Source organism: Flammeovirga pectinis (genome assembly GCF_003970675.1).
GTDB classification, from domain to species: Bacteria; Bacteroidota; Bacteroidia; order Cytophagales; family Flammeovirgaceae; genus Flammeovirga; species Flammeovirga pectinis.
Map to the genome: position 1 here is coordinate 222,349 of NZ_CP034562.1, position 22,489 is coordinate 244,837.

21 protein-coding genes are annotated in these 22,489 nt (G+C 32.6%); 14 read left to right on the forward strand and 7 right to left on the reverse strand.

Features of this window, described 5'->3' with window-relative positions; translation table 11 throughout:
* Nucleotides 1-4: 4 nt before the first annotated feature.
* Nucleotides 5-628, reverse strand: a complete 624-nt coding sequence (locus EI427_RS00885) for an START domain-containing protein (protein WP_170178358.1) — start codon at nucleotides 626-628, stop codon at nucleotides 5-7.
* Between the two features lie 343 nt (nucleotides 629-971).
* Here EI427_RS00885 and EI427_RS00890 point away from each other — a divergent pair, with 343 nt between their 5' ends.
* Both EI427_RS00890 and EI427_RS00895 read left to right on the forward strand, forming a co-directional pair.
* Nucleotides 972-1,763, forward strand: a complete 792-nt coding sequence (locus EI427_RS00890) for a class I SAM-dependent methyltransferase (RefSeq protein WP_126610785.1) — start codon at nucleotides 972-974, stop codon at nucleotides 1,761-1,763.
* Between the two features lie 773 nt (nucleotides 1,764-2,536).
* Nucleotides 2,537-3,088 (forward strand): hypothetical protein, encoded by a 552-nt coding sequence (locus EI427_RS00895; protein ID WP_126610786.1) that lies wholly within the window; start codon nucleotides 2,537-2,539, stop codon nucleotides 3,086-3,088.
* 110 nt (nucleotides 3,089-3,198) lie between these two features.
* Here the strand turns inward: EI427_RS00895 and EI427_RS00900 are convergent, their stop codons facing one another.
* A complete protein-coding gene (locus tag EI427_RS00900) occupies nucleotides 3,199-3,648 on the reverse strand; it encodes a hypothetical protein (RefSeq protein ID WP_126610787.1) in 450 nt (149 codons plus the stop codon).
* A gap of 82 nt (nucleotides 3,649-3,730) precedes the next feature.
* Nucleotides 3,731-4,390 carry an HD domain-containing protein gene (locus EI427_RS00905; protein ID WP_126610788.1) on the reverse strand — a complete coding sequence of 220 codons (660 nt, stop codon included), beginning with the start codon at nucleotides 4,388-4,390 and terminating at the stop codon, nucleotides 3,731-3,733.
* 82 nt (nucleotides 4,391-4,472) lie between these two features.
* Here EI427_RS00905 and tpx point away from each other — a divergent pair, with 82 nt between their 5' ends.
* Nucleotides 4,473-4,970 carry a thiol peroxidase gene (gene tpx, locus EI427_RS00910; RefSeq protein WP_126610789.1) on the forward strand — a complete coding sequence of 166 codons (498 nt, stop codon included), beginning with the start codon at nucleotides 4,473-4,475 and terminating at the stop codon, nucleotides 4,968-4,970.
* A 185-nt stretch (nucleotides 4,971-5,155) separates the two neighbouring features.
* Here the strand turns inward: tpx and EI427_RS00915 are convergent, their stop codons facing one another.
* Nucleotides 5,156-5,974: a hypothetical protein gene (locus EI427_RS00915; RefSeq protein ID WP_126610790.1), complete on the reverse strand. Its 819-nt coding sequence runs from the start codon at nucleotides 5,972-5,974 to the stop codon at nucleotides 5,156-5,158.
* 277 nt (nucleotides 5,975-6,251) lie between these two features.
* Here EI427_RS00915 and EI427_RS00920 point away from each other — a divergent pair, with 277 nt between their 5' ends.
* Nucleotides 6,252-7,238 carry a helix-turn-helix transcriptional regulator gene (locus tag EI427_RS00920; RefSeq protein WP_126610791.1) on the forward strand — a complete coding sequence of 329 codons (987 nt, stop codon included), beginning with the start codon at nucleotides 6,252-6,254 and terminating at the stop codon, nucleotides 7,236-7,238.
* On the opposite strand, the gene EI427_RS00925 is transcribed toward EI427_RS00920, so the two are convergent.
* Complete coding sequence (locus EI427_RS00925; RefSeq protein WP_126610792.1) at nucleotides 7,239-8,546, reverse strand: hemolysin family protein; 1,308 nt, start codon at nucleotides 8,544-8,546, stop codon at nucleotides 7,239-7,241.
* Nucleotides 8,547-8,684: 138 nt separating this feature from the next.
* Between EI427_RS00925 and EI427_RS00930 the strand changes: the two genes are divergently transcribed.
* Nucleotides 8,685-9,761, forward strand: coding sequence for a branched-chain amino acid aminotransferase (locus tag EI427_RS00930; protein WP_126610793.1), 1,077 nt, complete (start codon nucleotides 8,685-8,687; stop codon nucleotides 9,759-9,761).
* A gap of 73 nt (nucleotides 9,762-9,834) precedes the next feature.
* Here EI427_RS00930 and trmD read toward each other — a convergent pair whose 3' ends face one another.
* A complete protein-coding gene (trmD, locus tag EI427_RS00935) occupies nucleotides 9,835-10,566 on the reverse strand; it encodes a tRNA (guanosine(37)-N1)-methyltransferase TrmD (protein ID WP_126610794.1) in 732 nt (243 codons plus the stop codon).
* A 515-nt stretch (nucleotides 10,567-11,081) separates the two neighbouring features.
* Between trmD and EI427_RS00940 the strand changes: the two genes are divergently transcribed.
* The 5 genes from EI427_RS00940 to EI427_RS00960 all read left to right on the forward strand — a co-directional run bounded on the left by EI427_RS00940 (nucleotide 11,082) and on the right by EI427_RS00960 (nucleotide 16,120).
* Nucleotides 11,082-12,218, forward strand: coding sequence for a DNA polymerase III subunit (locus tag EI427_RS00940; RefSeq protein ID WP_126610795.1), 1,137 nt, complete (start codon nucleotides 11,082-11,084; stop codon nucleotides 12,216-12,218).
* Between the two features lie 167 nt (nucleotides 12,219-12,385).
* On the forward strand, nucleotides 12,386-13,066 hold the full coding sequence (locus tag EI427_RS00945) for a ClpP family protease (protein WP_126610796.1): 681 nt from the start codon (nucleotides 12,386-12,388) through the stop codon (nucleotides 13,064-13,066).
* Nucleotides 13,067-13,330: 264 nt separating this feature from the next.
* Nucleotides 13,331-14,566 carry an ATP-dependent Clp protease ATP-binding subunit ClpX gene (clpX, locus tag EI427_RS00950; RefSeq protein ID WP_126610797.1) on the forward strand — a complete coding sequence of 412 codons (1,236 nt, stop codon included), beginning with the start codon at nucleotides 13,331-13,333 and terminating at the stop codon, nucleotides 14,564-14,566.
* Between the two features lie 107 nt (nucleotides 14,567-14,673).
* Nucleotides 14,674-15,003: a YbaB/EbfC family nucleoid-associated protein gene (locus EI427_RS00955; protein ID WP_126610798.1), complete on the forward strand. Its 330-nt coding sequence runs from the start codon at nucleotides 14,674-14,676 to the stop codon at nucleotides 15,001-15,003.
* Between the two features lie 76 nt (nucleotides 15,004-15,079).
* A complete protein-coding gene (locus EI427_RS00960; protein ID WP_126610799.1) occupies nucleotides 15,080-16,120 on the forward strand; it encodes a glycosyltransferase family 2 protein in 1,041 nt (346 codons plus the stop codon).
* Here EI427_RS00960 and EI427_RS26425 read toward each other — a convergent pair.
* Entirely contained in the window at nucleotides 16,117-16,344 is a 228-nt protein-coding gene (locus EI427_RS26425) for a PspC domain-containing protein (RefSeq protein WP_126610800.1), read from the reverse strand. The genes EI427_RS00960 and EI427_RS26425 overlap by 4 nt on opposite strands.
* Before the next feature lie 241 nt (nucleotides 16,345-16,585).
* Here EI427_RS26425 and EI427_RS00970 point away from each other — a divergent pair, with 241 nt between their 5' ends.
* The 4 genes from EI427_RS00970 (at nucleotide 16,586) to EI427_RS00985 (ending at nucleotide 22,489) form a co-directional block, all read left to right on the forward strand.
* The gene (locus EI427_RS00970) at nucleotides 16,586-18,400 is read left to right on the forward strand and encodes a tetratricopeptide repeat protein (RefSeq protein WP_170178359.1); all 1,815 of its coding nucleotides are present in this window, start codon (nucleotides 16,586-16,588) and stop codon (nucleotides 18,398-18,400) included.
* A gap of 264 nt (nucleotides 18,401-18,664) precedes the next feature.
* Nucleotides 18,665-19,609: a hypothetical protein gene (locus EI427_RS00975; protein ID WP_126610802.1), complete on the forward strand. Its 945-nt coding sequence runs from the start codon at nucleotides 18,665-18,667 to the stop codon at nucleotides 19,607-19,609.
* A 231-nt stretch (nucleotides 19,610-19,840) separates the two neighbouring features.
* Entirely contained in the window at nucleotides 19,841-20,821 is a 981-nt protein-coding gene (locus EI427_RS00980) for a pyruvate dehydrogenase complex E1 component subunit beta (RefSeq protein ID WP_126610803.1), read from the forward strand.
* Between the two features lie 255 nt (nucleotides 20,822-21,076).
* Entirely contained in the window at nucleotides 21,077-22,489 is a 1,413-nt protein-coding gene (locus EI427_RS00985; RefSeq protein ID WP_126610804.1) for a CotH kinase family protein, read from the forward strand.

Genomic DNA, 22,489 nt, shown 5'->3' on the forward strand with positions numbered 1-22,489 from the left:
ACAATTATTTATTCAGTGCTTTTTTTAGTAAATCATGCTCTTGTTCTCCTTTTTTACTTTCGTTATAGAGAGCGGTAAGCGTATTTATAGGCCAGTTTTTCTGTATCATATTTACAAAGAAATTTGGTAAATCGCCTTCTGGGTCTACTTGGATTTCTACTGTTACCTTTGTTTCATTTGTACTTATTCTTTCAAATAAATAGTACAATCTTTTTAAATCTCCCCTAACGCGATCCTTTCTTAGAGGATATTCATCTCTTTCTATAGAATGAACCAATAAACTAACAGCGGTAGTTGGAGTATCTTCTAAGATAGTCCATTTGCCTTCTAGTACATATTCTCTATCGCTTACAGGCCATTGCATATCGTAATGCTCATAGGTAACAAAAGAAAAATCTTCTTCATTTTTTGCAACCAAAATTTCTTCAGCTAATCTAGATACCCATTTTTTTCTAGTTTCTATATCTTCTAGAATAAATGCAAGTCTAGGAATACTAAATGGCAACTGGGTAACACCTTGGTATGTGCTTACATCACCAGTTACTTGGCTGTTAAGTGCTACTTCTATTTGTTCTGGAGATGGAATAGCGTGGGAACCTAATGATTTCCAACTAGATTGAATTGACATATAATTGATATTTAATGGGTTTACATATAAGTTACAACAAAAAAATGATATTTCAGTTCCAAAAAACATTTATTTGAACAGTAATTTATGGTTTTTTCTGTCTCTATTAAGAAGGTGTGAAATGAGGTTAGGAATCGTATTTATTTTTACAATAATTTTGTGCTTGATAAATAGTATTATTATCTTTTTTATACTTCTATTTTGGTGTTTTACAATGGTTTAGAGATAGTTTTTATTAATTAATTTCTTGATTGTTAAATCGTATTTTCATTGTACTTTTATAGTGTGTTTATGATATTTGTTTTTCGAATCACGATTTATAATTCAAAAACAAATACAACTCATGAACAAAGAAATAGTTAGAACTAAAGAAGCAAACACCGTCTATAACAGAAGAACATTAGATAGTGATTATAGAACGCTAAAATCGATATTAAAACCAGGCATGAAAGTGTTGGATATTGGCTGTGGTACTGGTGCAATTTCTAGAGATATTGCAGAATTTATTGGTAATAATGGTCATGTGATAGGAATAGATAGAACAGCATCAGCAATAGAGAATGGCAAACAAGTTTATGGAGATGTGCCTAATTTGACATTAAAAGCAGTTGATTTATTTGACTTTTATTCAGATGAAAAGTTTGATTTAATTGTTGGTGCAAGAGTTTTACAATGGTTAAGTACTCCCAAAGAAGCTTTAGTGAAGATCAAAAGTTTATTAAAAGATGGAGGGCAAGTTTCTATTTTAGATTATAACCATAATCGTTTAGAGTGGGTTCCTCAACCACCAATTTCTATGCAACGTTTCTATAAAGCATTTTTATTATGGAGAAAAGAAGCAGGAATGAATAATGCTATAGGTTCTGATTTGCCTCATTTATTAGAAGAAGTCGGATTTAAAAATGTACATTCTATCAATGCACAAGAAGATTATACAAGAAATAGAAGTGATTTTGAAGACCGTTTAAATATATGGTCTCATGTTGCAGATCTTAAGCAAATAATAGAGGAGGGGTACTTTTCCGAAAAGGATAGAATTAAAGCAAAAGAAACGTATGAAGAATGGGTAAAAACTGCTGCCGTATCTATGTCTATGAAATTATTTGATGTTCGAGGTACATTCACTTCAAAATAGAAGTTTACATGTTTTAAAATTATGGTATGATTTTAAAAAAAGTGCTCTATTTATTTGTAATAGAGCACTCTTGCTTTATGTAATTCTCGCTATTTAAGAATTTGATTTAGAAATTAATTTTTGTTTTCAAGTTTCCTTATCATCAATTGTACACTATTAATAAAGCAACTTTTATAGTTTCTCTATAAGTGAATATACATGTTTGTATTATTGTGGATTAAAGATGTTTTAATTTGCTTTTTGTTATTAATTTCACTGTTAATCTTAAATGTAATTATTTGATTATTAGTCTTTAATTCTTAATCTACAAGGCTAATAACAATATGTGCCATTTAGAAATGTTCACACTTTTATAGTTTTTATTTCTTCTATATTTAACCGTCTAGACAACTATTTAATCAATTACAAGCAGCTAAAATGAAATCTATTATTAATGCTCTTTTAGTTTAAAAGACTAATTAAAATTTGATCTTAGATGAATTTAAAATCTCTTGTAAGCTATTACCAACTTCTTCTTAATTACTTAAAATGAGAAACCTTTAAAACAAAAACGGAAGACTATCTATTTAACTAAAATCTCTTAGAAAACCAGCAATAAATATTTTGTATTACTATAGTTTGCTTTTTTCTAGAAAAGCATTCTTTAGGATTTAATAGAATAGGTTTTCTAGTGTGATTTTTTTAGAAGGTTGACCACAAAAAAGAGTATTTCTTTTATAAAAAGAATACGACTTACTGTATAATTATTAAACTTAATAACTACAATTTTATTTATGAAAACCTTAATTCCAGCACTATCAATTATTCTACTTCTTTGTATACATTCTTGTAACATTATCGAAGAGTCTAGCTTAAATCCAATTAAAGAAACAACAGCAAATGAAATTCAAGTAACTACTTTTAATTCATCACCATTGTCAGAACCTCCAGTGATGGAGTATACAACAAGGTTTCAGAATAAAATTAAGGCCACTGATGATTTTAACAATATTAAAGTCAGCTATGTATATCAGCTAGAGGGAGCCCCATATTTAATGCTACCTCGTTTTGTAGAAAACTTAAGAGTCTACGTTAGGTATCGTAATGGTAATGAAAGTACTTATGTTCCAGGAATGAATTCTTGGTTTAACGAAAGTACCTTAATTTGTGACTTATTAGTTGATAATAGCGATGATTCTATTGTAAGAGTTGATATAGTTTTCGACTTATGGAATTTAGATTGGTATTATACCTGTTTATGCTTTTTAGATCCAGTTTTTAATGATTCTACAGCACCAACACTAAAAGAATCAAATGTTCGGTTAACGCTAAAAAACATTGATTAGTAACTGTGCATAAAGTATAGTATAAAAGGAATCAAAAAGTATCATTTTTTTTGAAATTTGACTCTCAAGAGATTTGATAATTTTTGATTCCTTTATACAAATAGTAAGTACTAATACTCACTTACTTCTATAGCCAATTGATTTCCATTTTCGGCAGCTTTTTTATCTAAATGGGTACCGTAGGCAATTCCTAAACAAAGTCCAAGACTTAATCCAACACCTATATTAATCGAGTCGGTAAGTGTGCCAATAACAACGCCCCCCATCATTCCAACAGCTAACCAACGATTACGGTAATAGTTTTTACCCGTGTAGCTAAACTTAGTTTCTAGGTGGCTAATTAAAGTAGAATAGGTGCGTTTTAATAATTTAATGAGTGCTTTATCGTCTCCATCAAATGAATTGATACTATCTACTTGTTCGTTTATAGAAGTGATCTCACTTTCAGGTAACTCTTTTTGAGTAATGGCTGTAAGTAAATTCTCTATTTTAGAATACTGAGAAAGTAATTTTTTATTTCCTTCTGTAGTAGCTCTTTTCTGAATTTTGGTAATGCTCATTTTATTTAACTTTTGGTGTTCATTGTTATTAGTAACCTGAAAGTCAATTTTATTACACCTAATTTCTATTTTTTTTTAAAAATTATAGCTTGCCTTCCCATTCTCCATAAAATTGTTCAAGAAAACCTTCCATATATTGATGTCGTTTTGCAGCAATTTTTTTAGCAGTTTCTGTATGCATTCTATCTTTTAAAAGAAGGAGTTTTTCGTAGAAATGAGCTACCGTAGACGATTCACTTTTATGGTAACTATCAAAATCTGTATGCATTTCATATACCTCTTTAGGGTCATAAAGAGAACGGTGTTTACTACCGCCATAAGCAAAAGCCCTTGCTATACCAATGGCACCAATAGCATCTAATCTATCAGCATCTTGTACAACTTGCCCTTCTATAGAGGGCATTTCGTCTTTCACATTTGCCCCTTTAAAAGAAACTCTTTTTACAATATCAGCCACTTGTTCGATTGTATCTTTATCAGCACCAGCTTGTTCAAGCCAAGTTTTTGTTTGTCTGCTACCTTCTAGTAAATCTCCATTATAGAATTTATGGTCGGCAATATCATGTAGAAGTGCAGAGAGTGAAACAATATAAGCGTTACAGTTCTCAGTTTTAGCAATTTGCTCTGCAGATTTCCAAACACGATAAATGTGGTGCCAATCATGGCCTGTACCTTCACCTGCAAACTTTTCTTCTATAAATTTGGCTGTTTTATTAATTATTTCTTGCTGAGATGGATTCATATTAATTGTATCTATTAACTTGTGATTAGGTCTAGTATTCTAGGCGAATTTATAAAACTATCATTAAACTCTTCCAAATCAAATGGCAGAAATTACATTAAAGGGGAACGCTATCCAAACTATTGGTGAATTGCCAGCAATAGGTTCTCAAGCACCAGACTTTACACTAGTAAAAGCAGACCTTTCAGAAGTATCATTATCTGATTTAAAAGGTAAAAAAGTAATCTTAAACATTTTTCCAAGTGTAGATACAGGTACTTGTGCTATGTCTACTCGTACTTTTAATGCAAAAGCATCAGATTTAGAAAATACTGTTGTTGTTTGTGTATCTAAAGATTTACCATTTGCATTTGGTAGATTCTGTGGCGCTGAAGGTTTAGATGCAGTTATTACTGGTTCTGCTTTTAAAAGCACATCTTTTGAAGATGCTTACGGTTTAAAAATCACTACAGGTCCTTTAGCAGGTTTATGCTCTAGATCAGTTGTTGTTTTAGACGAAGAAGGAAAAGTAGTTTACACTGAACAAGTGAAAGAAACTGTTGATGAGCCTAATTATGAAGCAGCTATTGCAGCCGTATAATTAAAGCATCCTTAGGATAAAAGAAAAAGGCCTCACATATTTTAATGTATGTGAGGCCTTTTTGTGTAGTTAAAAATAAACCCTGCCACTATTTGAGAGAGCTTGTGTGTACAGGGTTTATTTTTTTGTATTACTAAGTTAAATCAAATTAACACAAATTAAAAATTATTCTTAAAATATATTAATTACCTCTTCGAAGGAAGCATTACATAAAATTTAACTTGTACTTGCATTTTCTGATCTTGCATAACATCAGGTCTTACAGCATTGTAGTAAGCACTAACGGCAATATTAAAAATAGCTTTTTTAGTTTTTATAATTTGAGATACACCAATTCCTACTGGAATTAACCACTTTTGATCTCCTTCAAAACCCTCATTTTTCATCAGTAAAGGAGAAGTATTAATACCTGTGCCAGATTTAAAAGAGTAGTTAAAGATGTATTGCATTGTTGTTACATCCATTTTTGCTCCTCCTACGCCCCATGTTGGAGAATAAGAAGCAACTGCTAAGAAACCCTTATTTTTATAAGTAGCCCCTACATTGATACCTACATTCCAACTGTCGTCACTAGGTGATTTTAAATCTCCATAAGTATTAGAATTAAACATAACAGCAGGTCCTAAAGAGGGGGCAAATATTCCATTACCAACTTTAAATGGTTTCATAGGAGTAAAATTTGCTGAATATTGAATGTTACCTAAAGAAGTTTCAGATACACTACCATCAGAAGATCTGCGTGTATCAATTGGTATCATAGCAAAGTTTATTAATTTAATTTTCTTAGAAATATTTACAGGAATTGCAGGTTCAATGTATAGTGTATTTGTGTTTGGAGTACCTAAAGAGGCATTATTCATAAATATAAATTTGTAAATTTTTGCTGTTGGATTTAATGCCTCAACAGACATTTCTTGTTTAGAGTTATTGGTAGTTGGGGTACTTTGTGCAAAAGTAAAAAAGGAAATAAGCAATGCCGAAATAACTAATAATGATTTTTTCATTTTATTTTTTTTGAATAGAAAGATTATGACAACCAAAAAATTAAATCGTTTCCAATAATTAATTGATGATACAAATGTAATATCATTCTATTTGTTAGAGTTGAAACAAAATAAATTTCACTTGTAATATCCTATAAGTTTTAATTCTATTATTAGCTTTTTAAGTGATTATTTGAAGTTTATTTGTAATATTTTTGTTATTTATTTTACAATTAAATTGTGTGTTTTGTATCTTAATTATTTGATTTTTTTAGTTTGTATGTAAACAATTGTAGAGATGTTTAAAATTAGTACCTTTAAAGAGTATACAATAGCTCTTATAGAAATATATGGAGGGGTAGAGGTATCAGATACAACTATTGAAATAGATAATAAAAGATGTATAGGGGTAATTAAGAAGGTAGAACTAGAGGTAGGCCTTGCTTGTGTTTTACAGCGTTATGAAATAAAAGAGAACATAAAATTAGAATTAGACTATCGATCACTAAAAGATTACGATTATATATTTGGTGTTTTTACTACAGGAGATTTGATCAAACTTAAAGAAACAGATCAAGAGCAATCAGTAACTAGCAATAGAAGAAATTATGGTATTTATACATCCTCTAATCATATTCAAATTGATGGTAATTTAAATAAAGGTGTAGATAACCTTGTGGTTATATTTTTTGTTACAAAGGAATTTATTTCTACAAAACTATCAAAAGATGCATCTAAAAAACTCTTTAGTTCAGATAAGTTTTATCATTATTTTGATGATATCAAAGAGTTGGATTTCTATAATTATATTTTGAAAAAAAGTTTAAAAAAGAATTATCACCTATTAGATAAGAATTTATATTTCCAATTGGGAGCACTCTTCTATTTAATTTTAGAGGAGATTGAATCGTTTAATTTAAACACAAAAATAAATTTTGTGAAAGCGAATATTAGTGATTATGAACGTACAATACTTTTTGAGATAAAAAGAGATATACTAAAAGATTTATCAGAAAAACCTTCTGTAGAAAAAATCTGTAAAAAAGTTGGTATCCATTTAAATAAATTGGAATTAATGTTTCAATCTATTTTTGGCTATACCATCTATAATTACTATCAATATAAGCGTTTAAAGGCTGCAGCTTTAGAAATAGAGTTGCAAAAATCTACCATAAAAGAAATAGCGTATGATTATGGTTTTACAGACATGGCACATTTTTCCAATAGCTTTAAAAAGCAGTTTGGAGTACCTCCTTCTAAATATAAGTCTACTTCTTTCTCTTAATTAATCTTCTTCTGGAATGGGGAAATGAACTCTTACCATATCAATTCGTGCACCATCCATTGTTACAATATTAAAGATGTAGCCGTCGATATCAATTTCTTCATCAATGCTAGGAATGTTCCTGTGATGGTACAATATATACCCCCCAAGAGTATCGTATTCACCTTCTTCTTCTATATTCCAACCGTATTTTTCGTTTAGTAAATCAATTTCATGACGAGCAGTTAGCAAGAAAGTGTTTTCATCCTCTTTAAAGAAAGGTAAATCTTCTTCGTCATGCTCATCTTCAATTTCACCAACTATTTCTTCGGTAATATCTTCTAAAGTAGCAATACCTGCTGTACCTCCATATTCGTCAATAATACAGACCATACTTTTTTGTTCTGCCATCATAAATGCCATCATTTCATCTGCTGCAGCGGTTTCTGGTTTAGAGGGCATTTCATGAATAATATCTTCTATTTTCTGTGGCTTCTTAAAAAGTTGTCTAGCATGGCAATAGCCAATAATATTATCTAGATCATCACTATATATTGGTATTTTAGAATGTCCGCTTTCAATAAATAGCTTTTTGAGAGCATCAATATCTTCTTCAATATCTAAAGCAACAATTTCCTTTCTAGGGATCATTACATCTCTTGCTCTCACTTCTTTAAATTCAAGAGCATTTTCAAAGAATTTTTTATCAATACTTTCTGCTTCAGTATCATCATCATCTTGGGTAGCAATATCAATTTCTTGTATGTACTGTCCTAAGTCGGTGAGGTTAAAGGGGGTTTCTTCTTCTTCACTCTTAATACCCATTAAATATCTAATGGTAAACTGAGAGAGTTTTTCTACAACCCACGTAATTGGATACATAACAATGTAGATTACGTTCATTGGTGGGGCTGCAATGTTTAGAAATACATCTGGATTGAGCATTGTTAAACTTTTTGGGAGAAACTCTGCTGTAATTAAAACAACTACTGTAGATAATATAGTTTGAGAAATTAATACTGAAATTTCTAATGAACTACTATCTAATGTTGGAAGCTGTTTTATAAAAAATGCTTGAAGGACTGGGTCCAGAACATTCGATACAAAAATACCATACATTACTAATGCAGAAGTGTTTCCAATTAGAATGGTGGTAATGAAGGTCGATTTATTTTCAAAAAACTTATTGATTAATCTACCTGTAAAGGAATCCTTTGTTCTTTGTACTTCTATATGTAACCTATTTGCTGAAACAAAGGCAATTTCTGTTGCAGAAAAGAAGGCTGAAAATAAAAGGCAAAGTCCTATATAAATTATATTTTCGTTCATGTTTTACGTTAATTTCTTATCTAAGATCAAAAAAAGTAGGCAACTCTTTCACAAATCTTAAAAAATTTCGTCTCAATAGTACAAATGTATCTATATTTATGACACATTTTACATCGCAAAAATTGTTAGGATAAAATTATGAAGGATTTAGCATTAGATATTCGCGTTGAGAAAACGCAAAATTCTCGCTTAAGCGAAGTTGATTTTAATAATATCCCATTTGGTAAGATTATGGCTGACCACATGTTTGTGGCAGATTACAGCGATGGAAAATGGCATGATTTGAGAGTCGTCCCTTATGGTGATTTTCAATTAGGACCAGCAACATCCTCTTTACATTATGGACAAGCAATATTTGAAGGACTGAAAGGTTTTAGAAATGCACAAAATCCAAGTGAGGTTTTAGTTTTTCGCCCACAAGAAAACGCAAAGAGACTAAATGTTTCTGCTGAGCGAATTTGTATGCCTCAAATTTCAGAAGAAATTTTCATGCAAGGTTTACATGCTCTTTTAGAAATTGATAGAGATTGGGTTCCAGATACAGAAGATAGTTCTTTATATATTCGCCCGTTTATGTTTGCTACGGATAACTTCCTAGGAATGCGTCCTTCTGAAACGTATACATTTGCTATAATTACAGCACCGGCTGGTAAATATTATTCAAAGGCATTAAAAGTAAAGGTAGAGAAAGAATTTTCGAGAACTGCTCCAGGTGGAACAGGGGTCGCAAAAGTAGCTGGAAACTATGCAGCATCTCTTTTACCTGCAAAATTGGCAGCTGAACAAGGGTATGATCAATTACTTTATACAGATGCTAAAGAACATAAATATATTGAGGAATCTGGTACTATGAACGTTATGTTTGACATTGACGGTACATTTGTAACAGCACCTACCGTTCCTGTAGAAGATACGATCTTAAGATCAATTACTCGTTTAACTGTAATAGAATTATTACAAGACATGGGTAAAAAGGTAGAAGAACGTCATATTTCTGTTGAAGAAGTTATTTCTTCAATTAAGAATGGTAAACTTCGTGGAGCATTCGGTATCGGTACAGCGGTAACAATTGCCCCTTTTGCTACTATTGCAGAAGATGGTGTTGATTACGACTTACCAACTGATTATACATTCTCTTTAGAATTGAAAGCTAAATTCCAAGGTATCCAAAAAGGAGAATTGGAAGATACAAAAGGATGGACTTATAAGATCTAATCTTTGCGTAAAGCATTATACTAAAAAAGGCAATCTTGAAGTGATCTTCTTGATTGCCTTTTTACTTATATAATTATTTTTTCTTCTTAGTCTTCGTTTCCTTCACGTCAGGATGAGCTTTTAAATAGTTATCCCATAAATCAGGTCTACGTAGTTGAGTACGTTTTACAGATTCCTCTAAACGCCACTCATCAATTTTAGATTCATGGCCAGATAATAGAATGTCAGGAACTTCTTGTCCTTTCCATTCTTTAGGTCTTGTATAAACAGGAGGTGCTAACAAACCATCTTGGAAAGAATCAGTTAATGCTGATGTCTCATCACCTAGAACTCCTGGTAAAACACGAATTACAGCATCTGCAACAATTGCAGCAGCAAGTTCGCCTCCAGATAGTACATAATCTCCAATGCTAATTTCTCTAGTAATTATTTCATCACGTACCCTTTGATCAATCCCTTTGTAATGACCACATAAAATAATAATGTTTTCACAAGAAATAGAAAGGTGATTAGCAATTTGTTGATTAAAAACTTCACCATCAGGTGTCATGTAAATTACCTCTTGATAATCTCGTTCCTTTTTTAAATCATTAATACAATTAAAAATAGGATCAGCCATTATTACCATACCTGCACCATGTCCATAAGCATAATCATCTATTCTATTGTGCTTATTATTAGCATACTTTCTTAAGTCATGAACATGAACTTCAGAAAGTGCTTTATCATTTGCTCTCTGTAAAATAGAGTGAGAAAATGGACTATCTAAAAGTTTAGGAACACATGATATGATATCTATACGCATGATGAACTATTTAATATCTGATTTAATAATTTTATCAATTTTCACAAAGGTACAAACAAAGCCGATATAATCGTTTTCTTCGCCTTGTAAGGTTCACATGTGTTACGATAAGTTTGTAAAACATGTGAACAATTGTTAACTTTAGAGAAGTAGAAGTCACGCTCTACGCTGATTATCAAAAATAATATAACACTATGAAATATCTAAAACTACTGCTACTACTCTTGTTTATGATGGGAATGACTAGCTGTGTGTCTTATAAAAGTGCAGTACAGGCGGGTTATAACCCCAATGATACTGACAATATTTATCACTTGGCACACGAATAAGATAAATGCTAAACGTACTCTTTAAATAGTAAGGAGTACGTTTTTTTTATGATCAATCTTACTTTAAGTGAATAAGAAGTTAATGGTTTGTCTTTCCAATTAGTTAGAGAGTAAATAAAGATAAAAATACTTGTAAAAATCAATGATTCATCGAACTTTGTCTTAGTTTTAATTAAACCGAATTTCATGCTTTTTGCACAAGTACCCGGAGCGTCAGACGTTAAGAAATTATTGATTCAAGTTGCAGAGCAAAAAAAAGTTGCTCATGCTCAATTATTTATAGGAAAAGAAGGAGGGGCTCAGTTAGGAGTAGCACTTGCTTATGCTACTTACTTAAATTGTGAGAACCCAACTCCTGAGGATGCTTGTGGTACATGTAGATCGTGTAGGAATGCGGCAAAATTAATGTATCCAGATCTTCACTTTGTGTTGCCAACAGCAGTAACAAAGAAAGTGACGAAAAGAGACCAAGCTACAACAGAAAAATTTTTACCAGATTGGAGGTCGTTTATAACCGAAGAAAATGGACTTTATAAAAATGTAGCCGATTGGGTAGATCATATTGGTGGAGAAAATAAACAAGCTATAATCACTCGTCAGGAAAGTCGAGAAATAATAAAAGCATTATCTGTTAAAGCACATCAAGGTGGATATAAAATTGTATTAATATGGATGCCAGAATTAATGCAAGCACCTGCGGCAAATGCTGTTTTAAAGATATTAGAAGAGCCACCAGAAAAGACATTGTTCTTTATGGTAACGAATGATGCAGAGAAATTAATTGCAACAATCTTATCAAGAACACAAAAAATATATGTTCCTACGCCTAGTGATGAAGATTTGACCTCTTTCTTGGTAAGCCAAGATATGGAGCCTGAAAAGGCAAAGAGGGTTGCATTTCTTTCTGATGGGAATATAAGAGAGGCATTAAGAATAGCTTCGGATGTTCCCGACCAGAGTGAGCATTTGTTTAAATCTTGGATGAGGTCTTGTTTTAAAGCAAGCTATACTGAAATTATTACACAGTGGTCTGAAGAGTTCAATAAACTAGGAAAAGAAGGGCAGAAGAACTTTTTTAAATTTGGACTTACTTTACTAAGAGAGGCAATGCTTATTAAGAACGAAGCTGATGCAGTTGTGAGGCTAGATCAAGAAGCCCATGAGTTTGCTAAAAACTTTTCTTCTGTATTAACCGATACAAATCTTCCGGTACTGGTAAATAGTTTCAATGATGCTTATTACTTTATCGAAAGAAACGGAAATGCAAAGATAATTTTTGTGAGTTTATCAATTAAAGTTGGAAGAGCTTTTGGTAGAAGGTGAATTTTTTCGAAAAAACTTCAAAAAAAACACTAATCAGTAAAGATTTTTCTTCTCTCGTAACGGTATTATTTTATATTTGTATAGGGAAGTATAAAAAATCCCTCTGATAAAACGTTTTTTATTAGAAAATCATTACTAATAAGCGAAAACTCATAAAATTTTAATATATGGACTTTAAGAACGAATTCAAGAAATTTGCCATGAAAGATCAAGGCATTTCAAGCCTTCACATGGATAGCTATATTGGTAATTTTGAAAACATGACGCGTACAGTAATTGAAGAGCGTGATCGTCGATTTGCAGAAATTGATGTATTCTCTCGTCTAATCGCTGACCGTATCATTTTTATGGGTACTCAAGTAGATGATAATATTTCAAATATTGTGATTGCTCAATTACTATTTTTAGAGTCACTTGATGCTAAAAAAGATATCTTGATGTATATCAATAGCCCTGGTGGTTCTGTATATGCTGGTTTAGGTATGTATGATACTATGCAGTATGTACGTCCAGACGTTGCAACAATCTGTACAGGTCTTGCTGCATCTATGGGTGCTGTGTTATTAGCAGGTGGTGCTGAAGGTAAAAGAGCTGCACTTCCACATTCAAGAATCATGATCCACCAACCATTAGGAGGTGCTCAAGGTCAAGCTTCTGATATTGAAATCACAGCTCGTGAGATTCAAAAATTAAAGAAGGAGTTGTACGAAATTCTAGCAAAACATTCAGGACAACCTTATGATAAAGTATGGCAAGATTCTGACCGTGATTACTGGATGCGTGCACAAACAGCTAAGGAATATGGTCTAATCGATGAAGTATTGACTAGAAAGCCAGACGATAAGTAATAAATAATCATTTTTCTATTTGTAATAATCTTTATTTGATAACAATAAGTGTTTATCATAAATTAAAATTTTGCAAATAGTGTGAATGAATAATTAGAAGAGGGAAGTGTTTGTACATTTCCCTCTTACTCATTGTATAAAAGTGCAATTAAATATGTAACTTGCACTTTAATTATATGAATAAACATCTTGATTATTAAGATGTTTCTGTGAAGAGAAGGGATCTCTTCATCATTTAGGAGAGAAAAGGCAAGGAGAGAATAAATGAAAGGTAATTTCTGTTCATTTTGTGGCGCACCGAAAGACACGGTTGAATTAATGGTTTCAGGCCAGAACGCCCAAATATGTAATAACTGTATTGAGCAAGTACACCAAATCTTAATGGAGGAAAGAAAACCTCGTAAAAAAGATGAGGAGTCGTCTGAATTTGCTCTGAAAACACCTGCAGAAATGAAAAAACATCTTGATGAATATATTATTGGTCAAGATAAAGCAAAAAGAGTATTATCTGTAGCTGTATATAACCACTATAAACGTCTAAATCAAAAATCAGATCCTGATGATATCGTGATTGAAAAATCAAATATTATCATGACTGGAAATACGGGTACTGGTAAAACTTTGTTAGCTAAAACATTAGCAAAAGCATTGCAAGTACCATTCTGTATAGCAGATGCAACTGTAATTACAGAGGCAGGGTATGTTGGTGAAGATGTAGAAACAATTTTAACACGCTTATTACAAGCTGCAGACTATAATGTTGAGCAAGCTGAACGTGGTATTGTTTACATTGATGAAATTGATAAAATTGCTCGTAAATCTGATAACCCATCAATCACTCGTGATGTAAGTGGTGAAGGTGTACAGCAAGCATTATTGAAATTATTAGAAGGTTCTATTGTAAACGTTCCACCTCAAGGAGGACGTAAGCACCCAGAACAAAAACTGATTTCAGTAAATACAGAAAACATATTGTTTATCTGTGGTGGTGCATTTGCAGGAATTGCAGATATGATTGCTTCTAGATTAAATACACGTCCTATCGGATTTGCAGGCAAGAAAGAAGATCTACCAGTACTAGATAAAGAAGAGTTATTAGAGTTTGTAACAGCTCAAGACTTAAAACGTTTTGGTATCATTCCAGAACTTATTGGTCGTTTGCCATTAGTTACATACTTAAAGCCTTTAGATAGAGCAGCATTAAGAAGTATTCTAACAGAACCGAAGAACGCATTGATTAAACAATATCAAAAATTGTTTGCAATGGAGGATGTCGAGTTAGAAATTACTGGTGATGCATTAGATTACATTGTTGATAAAGCAATGGAATACGATCTAGGAGCAAGAGGGTTACGTAGTATCTTAGAAGCAATTATGCTAGATGCAATGTACGAAATCCCATCAGGCGAAGAGAAAATTGATAAATTTGTTGTGGATAGAGAATATGCTTCATTGAAATTTGAAAGCTCATCTCACGCAAAAAACTTAAGAGTAGCTTAAGTTAGATTTACAACTCCATTTATTTCATAAAATAGCAAACAGCAAAGACACTCTAAGAGTGCTTTGCTGTTTGTGTTTATATTTAACCTCACATAAATCGATATAGTATGGATTTTAGCAATATGTTTGGACAACTTAAAGATGTTCAAGAAAAATTAAAACTAGCACAAGAAGAGTTAGTGAATGTAACAGCAGAAGCAGATGCAGGAGGAGGAATGGTTCGTGCAACTGCTAACGCAAAAAAACAAGTCATTAAGTTAGAAATCGATCCTTTATTATGTAAAGAAGAAGATCGTGAAATGCTACAAGATTTGGTTATTGCAGCAGTAAATAAAGCTATTGCAGAGGCAGATCAGAAAGGACAAGAACGCCTAATGAAAACCACTAAAGGAATGATGCCAAATATTCCAGGAATGGATTTCGGGAATTTGGGTTAGATAAATTGACAAGGTTCGCCTTGTCAATTTCTTTTTAAACAAACAAATAAACTATCAGACAAGTTTGTTGACAGATATGGAGCCAACAAAGAATTTACCTTATAATGAAGTAGCAGTTGTTATACTTAATTATAATGGTAAAAAGTTTTTAGAAAAATTTTTACCATCAGTGTTGAATAATAGTGATGGGGCAGAAGTAATTATTGCTGATAATGGATCTACAGATGATTCATTACCTTGGCTGAAAGATAATTACCCTCAAGTACGCACAATAATTCTTGATAAAAACTACGGTTTTACTGGAGGTTATAATAAGGCTCTTGAACAAGTTAAAGCAAAATATTTTGTACTTCTAAATTCTGATATTGAAGTACCTAAAGGTTGGGTAACACCATTATTAGAACTGATGGAAACTTCTCCAGAAGTTGCCGCTTGCCAACCAAAAATTAAACTTTTCTCGGATAAAAAATATTTTGAACACGCAGGTGCTGCCGGTGGATTCATGGATTATATGGGCTATCCGTTCTGTAGAGGACGCATAATGCATACGTTGGAAGAAGATAAAGGGCAGTATAATAGCACAATTGATATTTTTTGGGCTACAGGTGCTTGTTTATTTATTAGAGCAGACTTATATCATGAATTTGAAGGTTTAGATGATAAGTTTTTTGCTCACATGGAAGAAATAGACCTTTGTTGGAGATTAAAAAGTGCCGGTTATAAAATTAAGGCTGTCTGCACATCAGAAGTTTACCATGTTGGGGGAGGGACGTTAAGTCGTGAAAACCCTAAAAAAACATACCTCAATTTTCGAAATGGTTTGTTTTTACTCTTTAAAAATTTACCAGCTTCTAAGTTGTTATCCGTTCTATTTTTTAGAATGATATTAGATGGCGTTGCCGGAATTCGTTTCTTATTAAGAATGGAATTGGCAAACTTCTGGAGTATTTTAAAAGCACATAGGGATTTCTACCTCACTTTACCCTACTTAGTAAAACAGAGAAAGAAAGTGAAAGTTAAACGAATTGACTTTAAAGAAGTATATGATCACATGATTGTGAAAGAATACTTTTTAAAGAAACATACAACATTTGACCACCTCAAAGATTGGAGTTAAAAGAGCTTTTCTCTAACATTTTGAGATTGTCTAATGTACTTTCTAATATTGATAAAAAAGTGTAAAGAAAAGTATAAAATAATAGGTGAACCAAAAGTGAATAAGGAAGCATAAATAAAGTATAAACGGATACTGTTTGAGGCAATATTAAGCTTTTTTCCAAGCTTACTACAAACCCCAAATGCATGCTTCTCAATGAATTTTTGAAATAAAAGGGTATTCATAAATATTATAATTTGTTAATGTTTTAAAATAATGATATTGCGTTACACTTACCTAATTATGAATAGTATATCTTTGCAAACTGAAATTTCAGCTGACTAAAATGCTAAAATTATATCAATCTATTCTTTTTTTTAATTAAAAGTTCTAAAAAAAGTTAAGATTTGTACTGTAAAGATGAATTTTGGCAATTGACAGGTAAATTGCGATTTCTAGGAATAGAATAAATTTTGGATGACGATTATGAACAAATACACTAGTGCATTGTCTACAGTTCTTGCTGCAGGCACCTTGTTTTTCACAAACTGTTCGAATGTGGATGTAAACAAGATGGCAGAGGAACAAGGGATGACAATAAATCCTTCACCGCTTGAATTACACGGTGATTCTGTAGTTTTTGATATTGAAACTAAGTTACCTCCTAAACTTTTAAAGAAAGGTTACACGTATGATGTTGTAGTACAATACAACCCTAACGATGCAGAACCTATCGAAGTTGGTGTGGTAAGTTTCAACGGAGACGATTATGCAGATGCTCCTGAAGCTACTCCTGCATTAAGCGAGCACATGGCTTTTGCTTATGAGGATAAGTTCCAAAGAGGACAATTAGAATACTTAGGTCGTGCGACTAAAGTAAAAAATGAAAAAGTAAAAGAAAGTAACGATGGTGCTTTCGCTGCAATGCCTAATGGCCAAGGTCAAGGTGTTATTACAACTGTGAAGAATGTACAACCTACATTCATTGCTAACTATGCAGATCACGGTTACAACAATGCTGAAGAGTATATCCCTACTAACGTAGATTTCTTCTTCATGCAAGGTTCATCAGTATTACGTTCTTCTGAGAAGCGTGGTGCAGAAGGTAAAGAGTTAACAAACTATGTATCTGCTGCTAACCCAACAAAAACTGTAACTATTACAGGTTCTCACTCTCCAGAGGGTTCTACTGAAGCGAATACAAAGTTAGCAAACAAACGTCCTGAGGCGGTTGAAGCTTACTACTCATCGTTAATGAAAAAATATAAGGTTGCTGAGGATGAAGCTCCTCAATTTGTAACTAAGCCAGTTGTTGAAAACTGGACTGCGTTTAAAGCAATCTTGAAAGACTCAGATAAATTTACTGATTCTGAAAAAGACGAAGTTCTTTCAGTAGTAAACGGTTCTGGTGATTTCGTATCTAAGCAATTGAAATTACAATCACTTGCTTCTTACAAAAAATTATTCCGTTACGTATACCCACCATTACGTAATGCTAAATCTGAGATCTTACAGATCAAAGATAAGCTTACTGATGCTGAGATTCAGTCTCGTGCTGCAAGTATCTCTGAAGGTCAAATGGGCTTAGACTCATTAACTACTCCTGAGTTACTTTACGCTGCAAACTTATCTTCGGATTTAGATGCAAAAGTAAAAATTTACGAAGCTGCTGTACGTAAAGACGACAGTGCAATTGCTCATAACAACTTAGGTGCAACTTTCTTTGCTCAAGCAAAAGAAGCTAAAGATGCAGATGCTGCTATGGCATTAGTTGAAAAAGCAATTCCTCACTTTGAGACTGCTGCTAAGTCAGAAAGTCTTCCTGAAGCTTATGCTAACCTTGCAGGTGCTAAGTTATTAAAAGGTGATGTAGCTGGTGCTCAAGCTGACATTGAGAAGGCTGCTGCTTCTAGCAACCCTCAAGTAGCTGCAACAGTTAACGCTGTTAAAGGATATGTTGCAATCGAAGAAGGCGATTATGATGGTGCTATTCAGTACTTATCTTCTGCTGGAGACGATTCTGGTGTTCTTTACAACAAAGGTTTAGCTTACCTATTACAAGCTTCTAAGTCTGGTGCATCTGATTACTCTCAAGCTTCTTCTGCTTTTGCTGAGTCTATCAATGCTAAAGACAGCGAGTGGGCTCACTACGGTGCTGCTATCGTTGCTGCTAGACAATCAAAAGCTGATGATGCTATTAAAGAGATCAAAGCTTCTGGTGATTTGAAAACTAAAGCTGCTCAGGACCTTGAGTTCTTCAGCTTATGGGATAACGCAGATTTCCAAGCTGCTACTAAGTAGTTTGTAGATATATAAAATCTCAAAAGCCATTCTAGAGGAAACTCTAGAATGGCTTTTTTTTGTCCATTATTTTAAAAATAGATTATTCAATCTCTAAAGCTCTTTCATGTTGTAATTTAGGTTATTCACAATTGTTGTATTGCTACTATTGTCGAATATAGAGGTTCAGCTGTTTTAAAAGTGTAATAGATATTAAGGTAAACTGTTCGTTGTTTATTGATAATCAATTGCTCATTAAAATAAAAGACCCCAAATAAAATAACTATGAAAAAAATATTATTATCTGTCTCGATTGTTGCTTTATTGTTTTCATGTGATAAGGATAAACAAGAAAATGAAATTGAATCATCTTCAAAATTAAATCAATCATATACGGTTGCGAGTCAGAAAAAAATAGATGAACTAACAATGCAAAATGAGGAATTGTTAGAAACATTAAAGAAATTAAAAGAAGGTGTTGAAGTTTCAGAACCAGAAACGGCAGCTATGGAAGTTGCAGAAATTACAGAAAAATATGAAGAGTTAGAAGCAACTATGTTAGCATCTAGTGGTGATGAAATGCTAAAAAGACAATACGAAGGTGCAGTGTCTCAGGTAAAAACATTAGACAATGAACTTGATTTACAGCAGGAAAGAGAAAAAGATCTTAAAAAAATAATGAGTGATCTATATGATCAAATTACAACTTTACAATCTCAATTAACAGCAGGTGCAACAGATAAAGATCTAGCTAAAAAATATTACGATAATTTAAGTGATAAAGCTGTTTTAGATCAAGAAGTAAGTAATTTAAAACATACTTTAAAGCAGACTAAATTAAATTATGAAACTGTTTCTAAAGAGTTAGAGACAGCAAAGAAAAACAGTAAGATTAATCAAGATGCTTATCTAGTTCGTTACAATAAAATGAAAGCAGCAGAACTTAAAGGTATTGCTGACTATCAAAGAAAATCAGATGAGTCAAATAGATTTAAGAGTGAGTTAGGTAAAGCAAATTCACAAGCTTATGCTTTTGAGGTAAAGGCAAGAGGTTTAGAATCTGATTTGAAATTGGAGAAGAGCAAATTGAAAAATGAGCAAGACAATGTAAAAAGAGCTCGTGTAGACTATAACGTTTTAAAAGTTCAAATTGAAAAAATCCTTAAAGATAAAGGTATTAAATACCAATGGGATGCAACTAATATTGGTAATATCATAACTGTAAAATAAGCAGCGTGATTATCTAAAAAAATATAGAAAAAGTCATTTTACAATTCAATTTGTAGAATGACTTTTTTGATTGCGAAAAGTAAAAGTTGATCGTTATTGTGTAAAAAGTATTAGGTATAATTTGAGCAACGTCAATTATTAATGATAACTTTTAAAAAATAGACGAAAACTTACTATCTTGGCAACCGAAAACGAAAATACTGATATAATTAGCCAGACTTTTAATAAGTAATGAGAGAAATTCAATTCAGAGAGGCACTTAGAGAGGCGATGCAAGAAGAAATGCGTCGTGACAAAGATGTCTTTATCATGGGTGAGGAAGTTGCCGAATACAATGGCGCATATAAAGTAACTCAAGGTATGTTGGACGAATTTGGTCCAGATAGAGTTATTGATACTCCTATCGCAGAACTTGGTTTTGCAGGTATTGGTGTTGGTGCAGCAATGAACGGTACACGTCCAATTGTTGAATTTATGACATTCAACTTCTCGTTGGTAGCAATTGACCAAATAATTAACAGTGCAGCAAAAATCCATTCAATGTCAGGTGGGCAGTATTCTGCTCCAATGGTATTCCGTGGACCAACTGGTAACGCTGGACAATTAGGTGCTCAGCACTCACAAAACTTTGAAAACTGGTATGCAAATACTCCAGGTTTAAAAGTAGTTGTACCTTCTAATCCTAAAGATGCAAAAGGTTTACTTAAAGCATCTATTAGAGATAACGATCCGGTTATCTTTATGGAGTCTGAAGTAATGTATGCTGATAAAGGTGAAGTACCAGAAAGCGAATATGTTATTCCAATTGGTGTTGCAGACCTTGTAAGAGAAGGTGCAGACGTTACATTAGTTTCTTTTGGTAAAATGATGAAAATAGCTAATCAAGCTGCTGACTCATTAGCAAAAGAAGGTATCGAATGTGAAGTAATCGATTTACGTACTGTAAGACCAATCGATTTTGATTGTATCTTAAAGTCTGTAAAGAAAACAAATCGTTTAGTTGTTCTTGAAGAGGCTTGGCCTTTAGCATCTATCTCATCAGAGATTGCACATCACGTTCAATTACATGCTTTTGATTATTTAGATTCTCCTGTTGTTAGAATTACAAATAAAGATGTACCTCTTCCATATGCACCTACATTAATCGAAGAAATTCTTCCTAATGTTGAACGCACTATAGAAGCTGTTAAAAAAGTAATTTACAAAGCATAGTCTTTATAAAATTACTGATATATAAAATCCCTTGATGACGTAAAAGTTATCAAGGGATTTTTTTGTGCTTTTTTTGAACTTAGTATAAGTACAATACTATTACATTTCCTTTTAATGATTAGATGTTATCATAAAGTGATGCTGTGCAAAACCTAATCATCATTTTAAATACCGTCTCAATCAAGCGTACTACTATAAACTACTATTACAATACGAAGCGCTTGATTATATGTCAAATTGTAAAAGAAATTAATTATGAATTTAAAGAAACGAACTAATCAGTTACTTATTCTGTGCTCTTTTTTTGTATTTAGTTGTACAACTACCAACGTCGAATCAATTCTTGATGATGTTGAAGAAGAGGATCTTGTATTAGAAGATACCACTTTTACACCAACAGATTGGACAGACGCTACCCATAGTAAATCTGCAGACCCTAATTTTGATGTAGTGTTTGAAGAAAACACAGTAAAAAGGCTAGATATTGTTGTTACAGCATCTAGATGGCAAGTTATGTTAGATAACATGACTGAATTGTATGGGACATTTGGAGGAGGTAATCAAGGCCCTGGTGGTGGCTTTTCTGATGAAGACCCTACATTTGTTCCTGCAGAAGTATTTTTTGATGATAAAGAGTGGTACCGTGTAGGTATAAGGTTTAAAGGTAACTCAAGCTTAATGTCAACTTGGAAAAGTGGAAACCTAAAGCTTTCTTTTAAACTAGATTTTGATGAGTTTGAAGATGACTATCCTCAAATTGATAATCAACGTTTTTATGGTTTTAAAAAGCTAAGTCTAAAGAATAATTATGATGACAAATCATTAGTAAGAGAAAAAGTGGCTGGAGATCTATTTAGAAGTGCTGGGCTTGCAGGGTCGCATACTGCATTTTATACTTTGTATGTAGATGCAGGCGAAGGACCTGTTTACTTTGGTTTATATACTTTGGTAGAAGAGGTTGATGACACAGTAATAGAAACGCAGTTTTCTGACGATGACGGTAACCTGTACAAACCTGATGGAGATGCAGCTAGTTTTGCTAACGGTACTTATGATGAAACGGAGTTAATAAAGAAAACAAACGAAGACGACCTTGATTGGACGGATGTTAATGCATTGTATTCAATCTTACATGATGATAGACGTTTGACTGATGCAGAAGCGTGGAGAACAGATTTAGAAGAAGTTTTTGATGTCCCTGTATTTTTAAAATATCTAGCAGTCAATACGCTGATTCAGAATTGGGACACATATGGTAAAATGACACACAATTACCTTATGTATAATAATCCAGAGACTGATAAGTTGACTTGGATTCCTTGGGATAATAACGAAGCCTTACAAAGTGGAAAACAGGGAGGAGCATTGTCTTTAGATTTTTCTGATTTAAATAGTTCAGATTGGCCACTTATAAGTTATTTATATGCAGATGCTACATATAAAGCACAGTATCAAACGTTCTTACAAGAAGTTAATGATGGTGTATTTAGTGCAAGTACAATGCATGTGATTTATAATAATTACGCTACTCTATTAGCGCCTTATGCAGCAACAGAAAAAGATGGCTATACGTTTTTAAATTCAAGCTCAGATTTTCAGAATGGTATAGATGAATTAAAAAGTCATGTTGAGAGTAGAAATAACGCAGCAGATAGTTATTTGAATTAA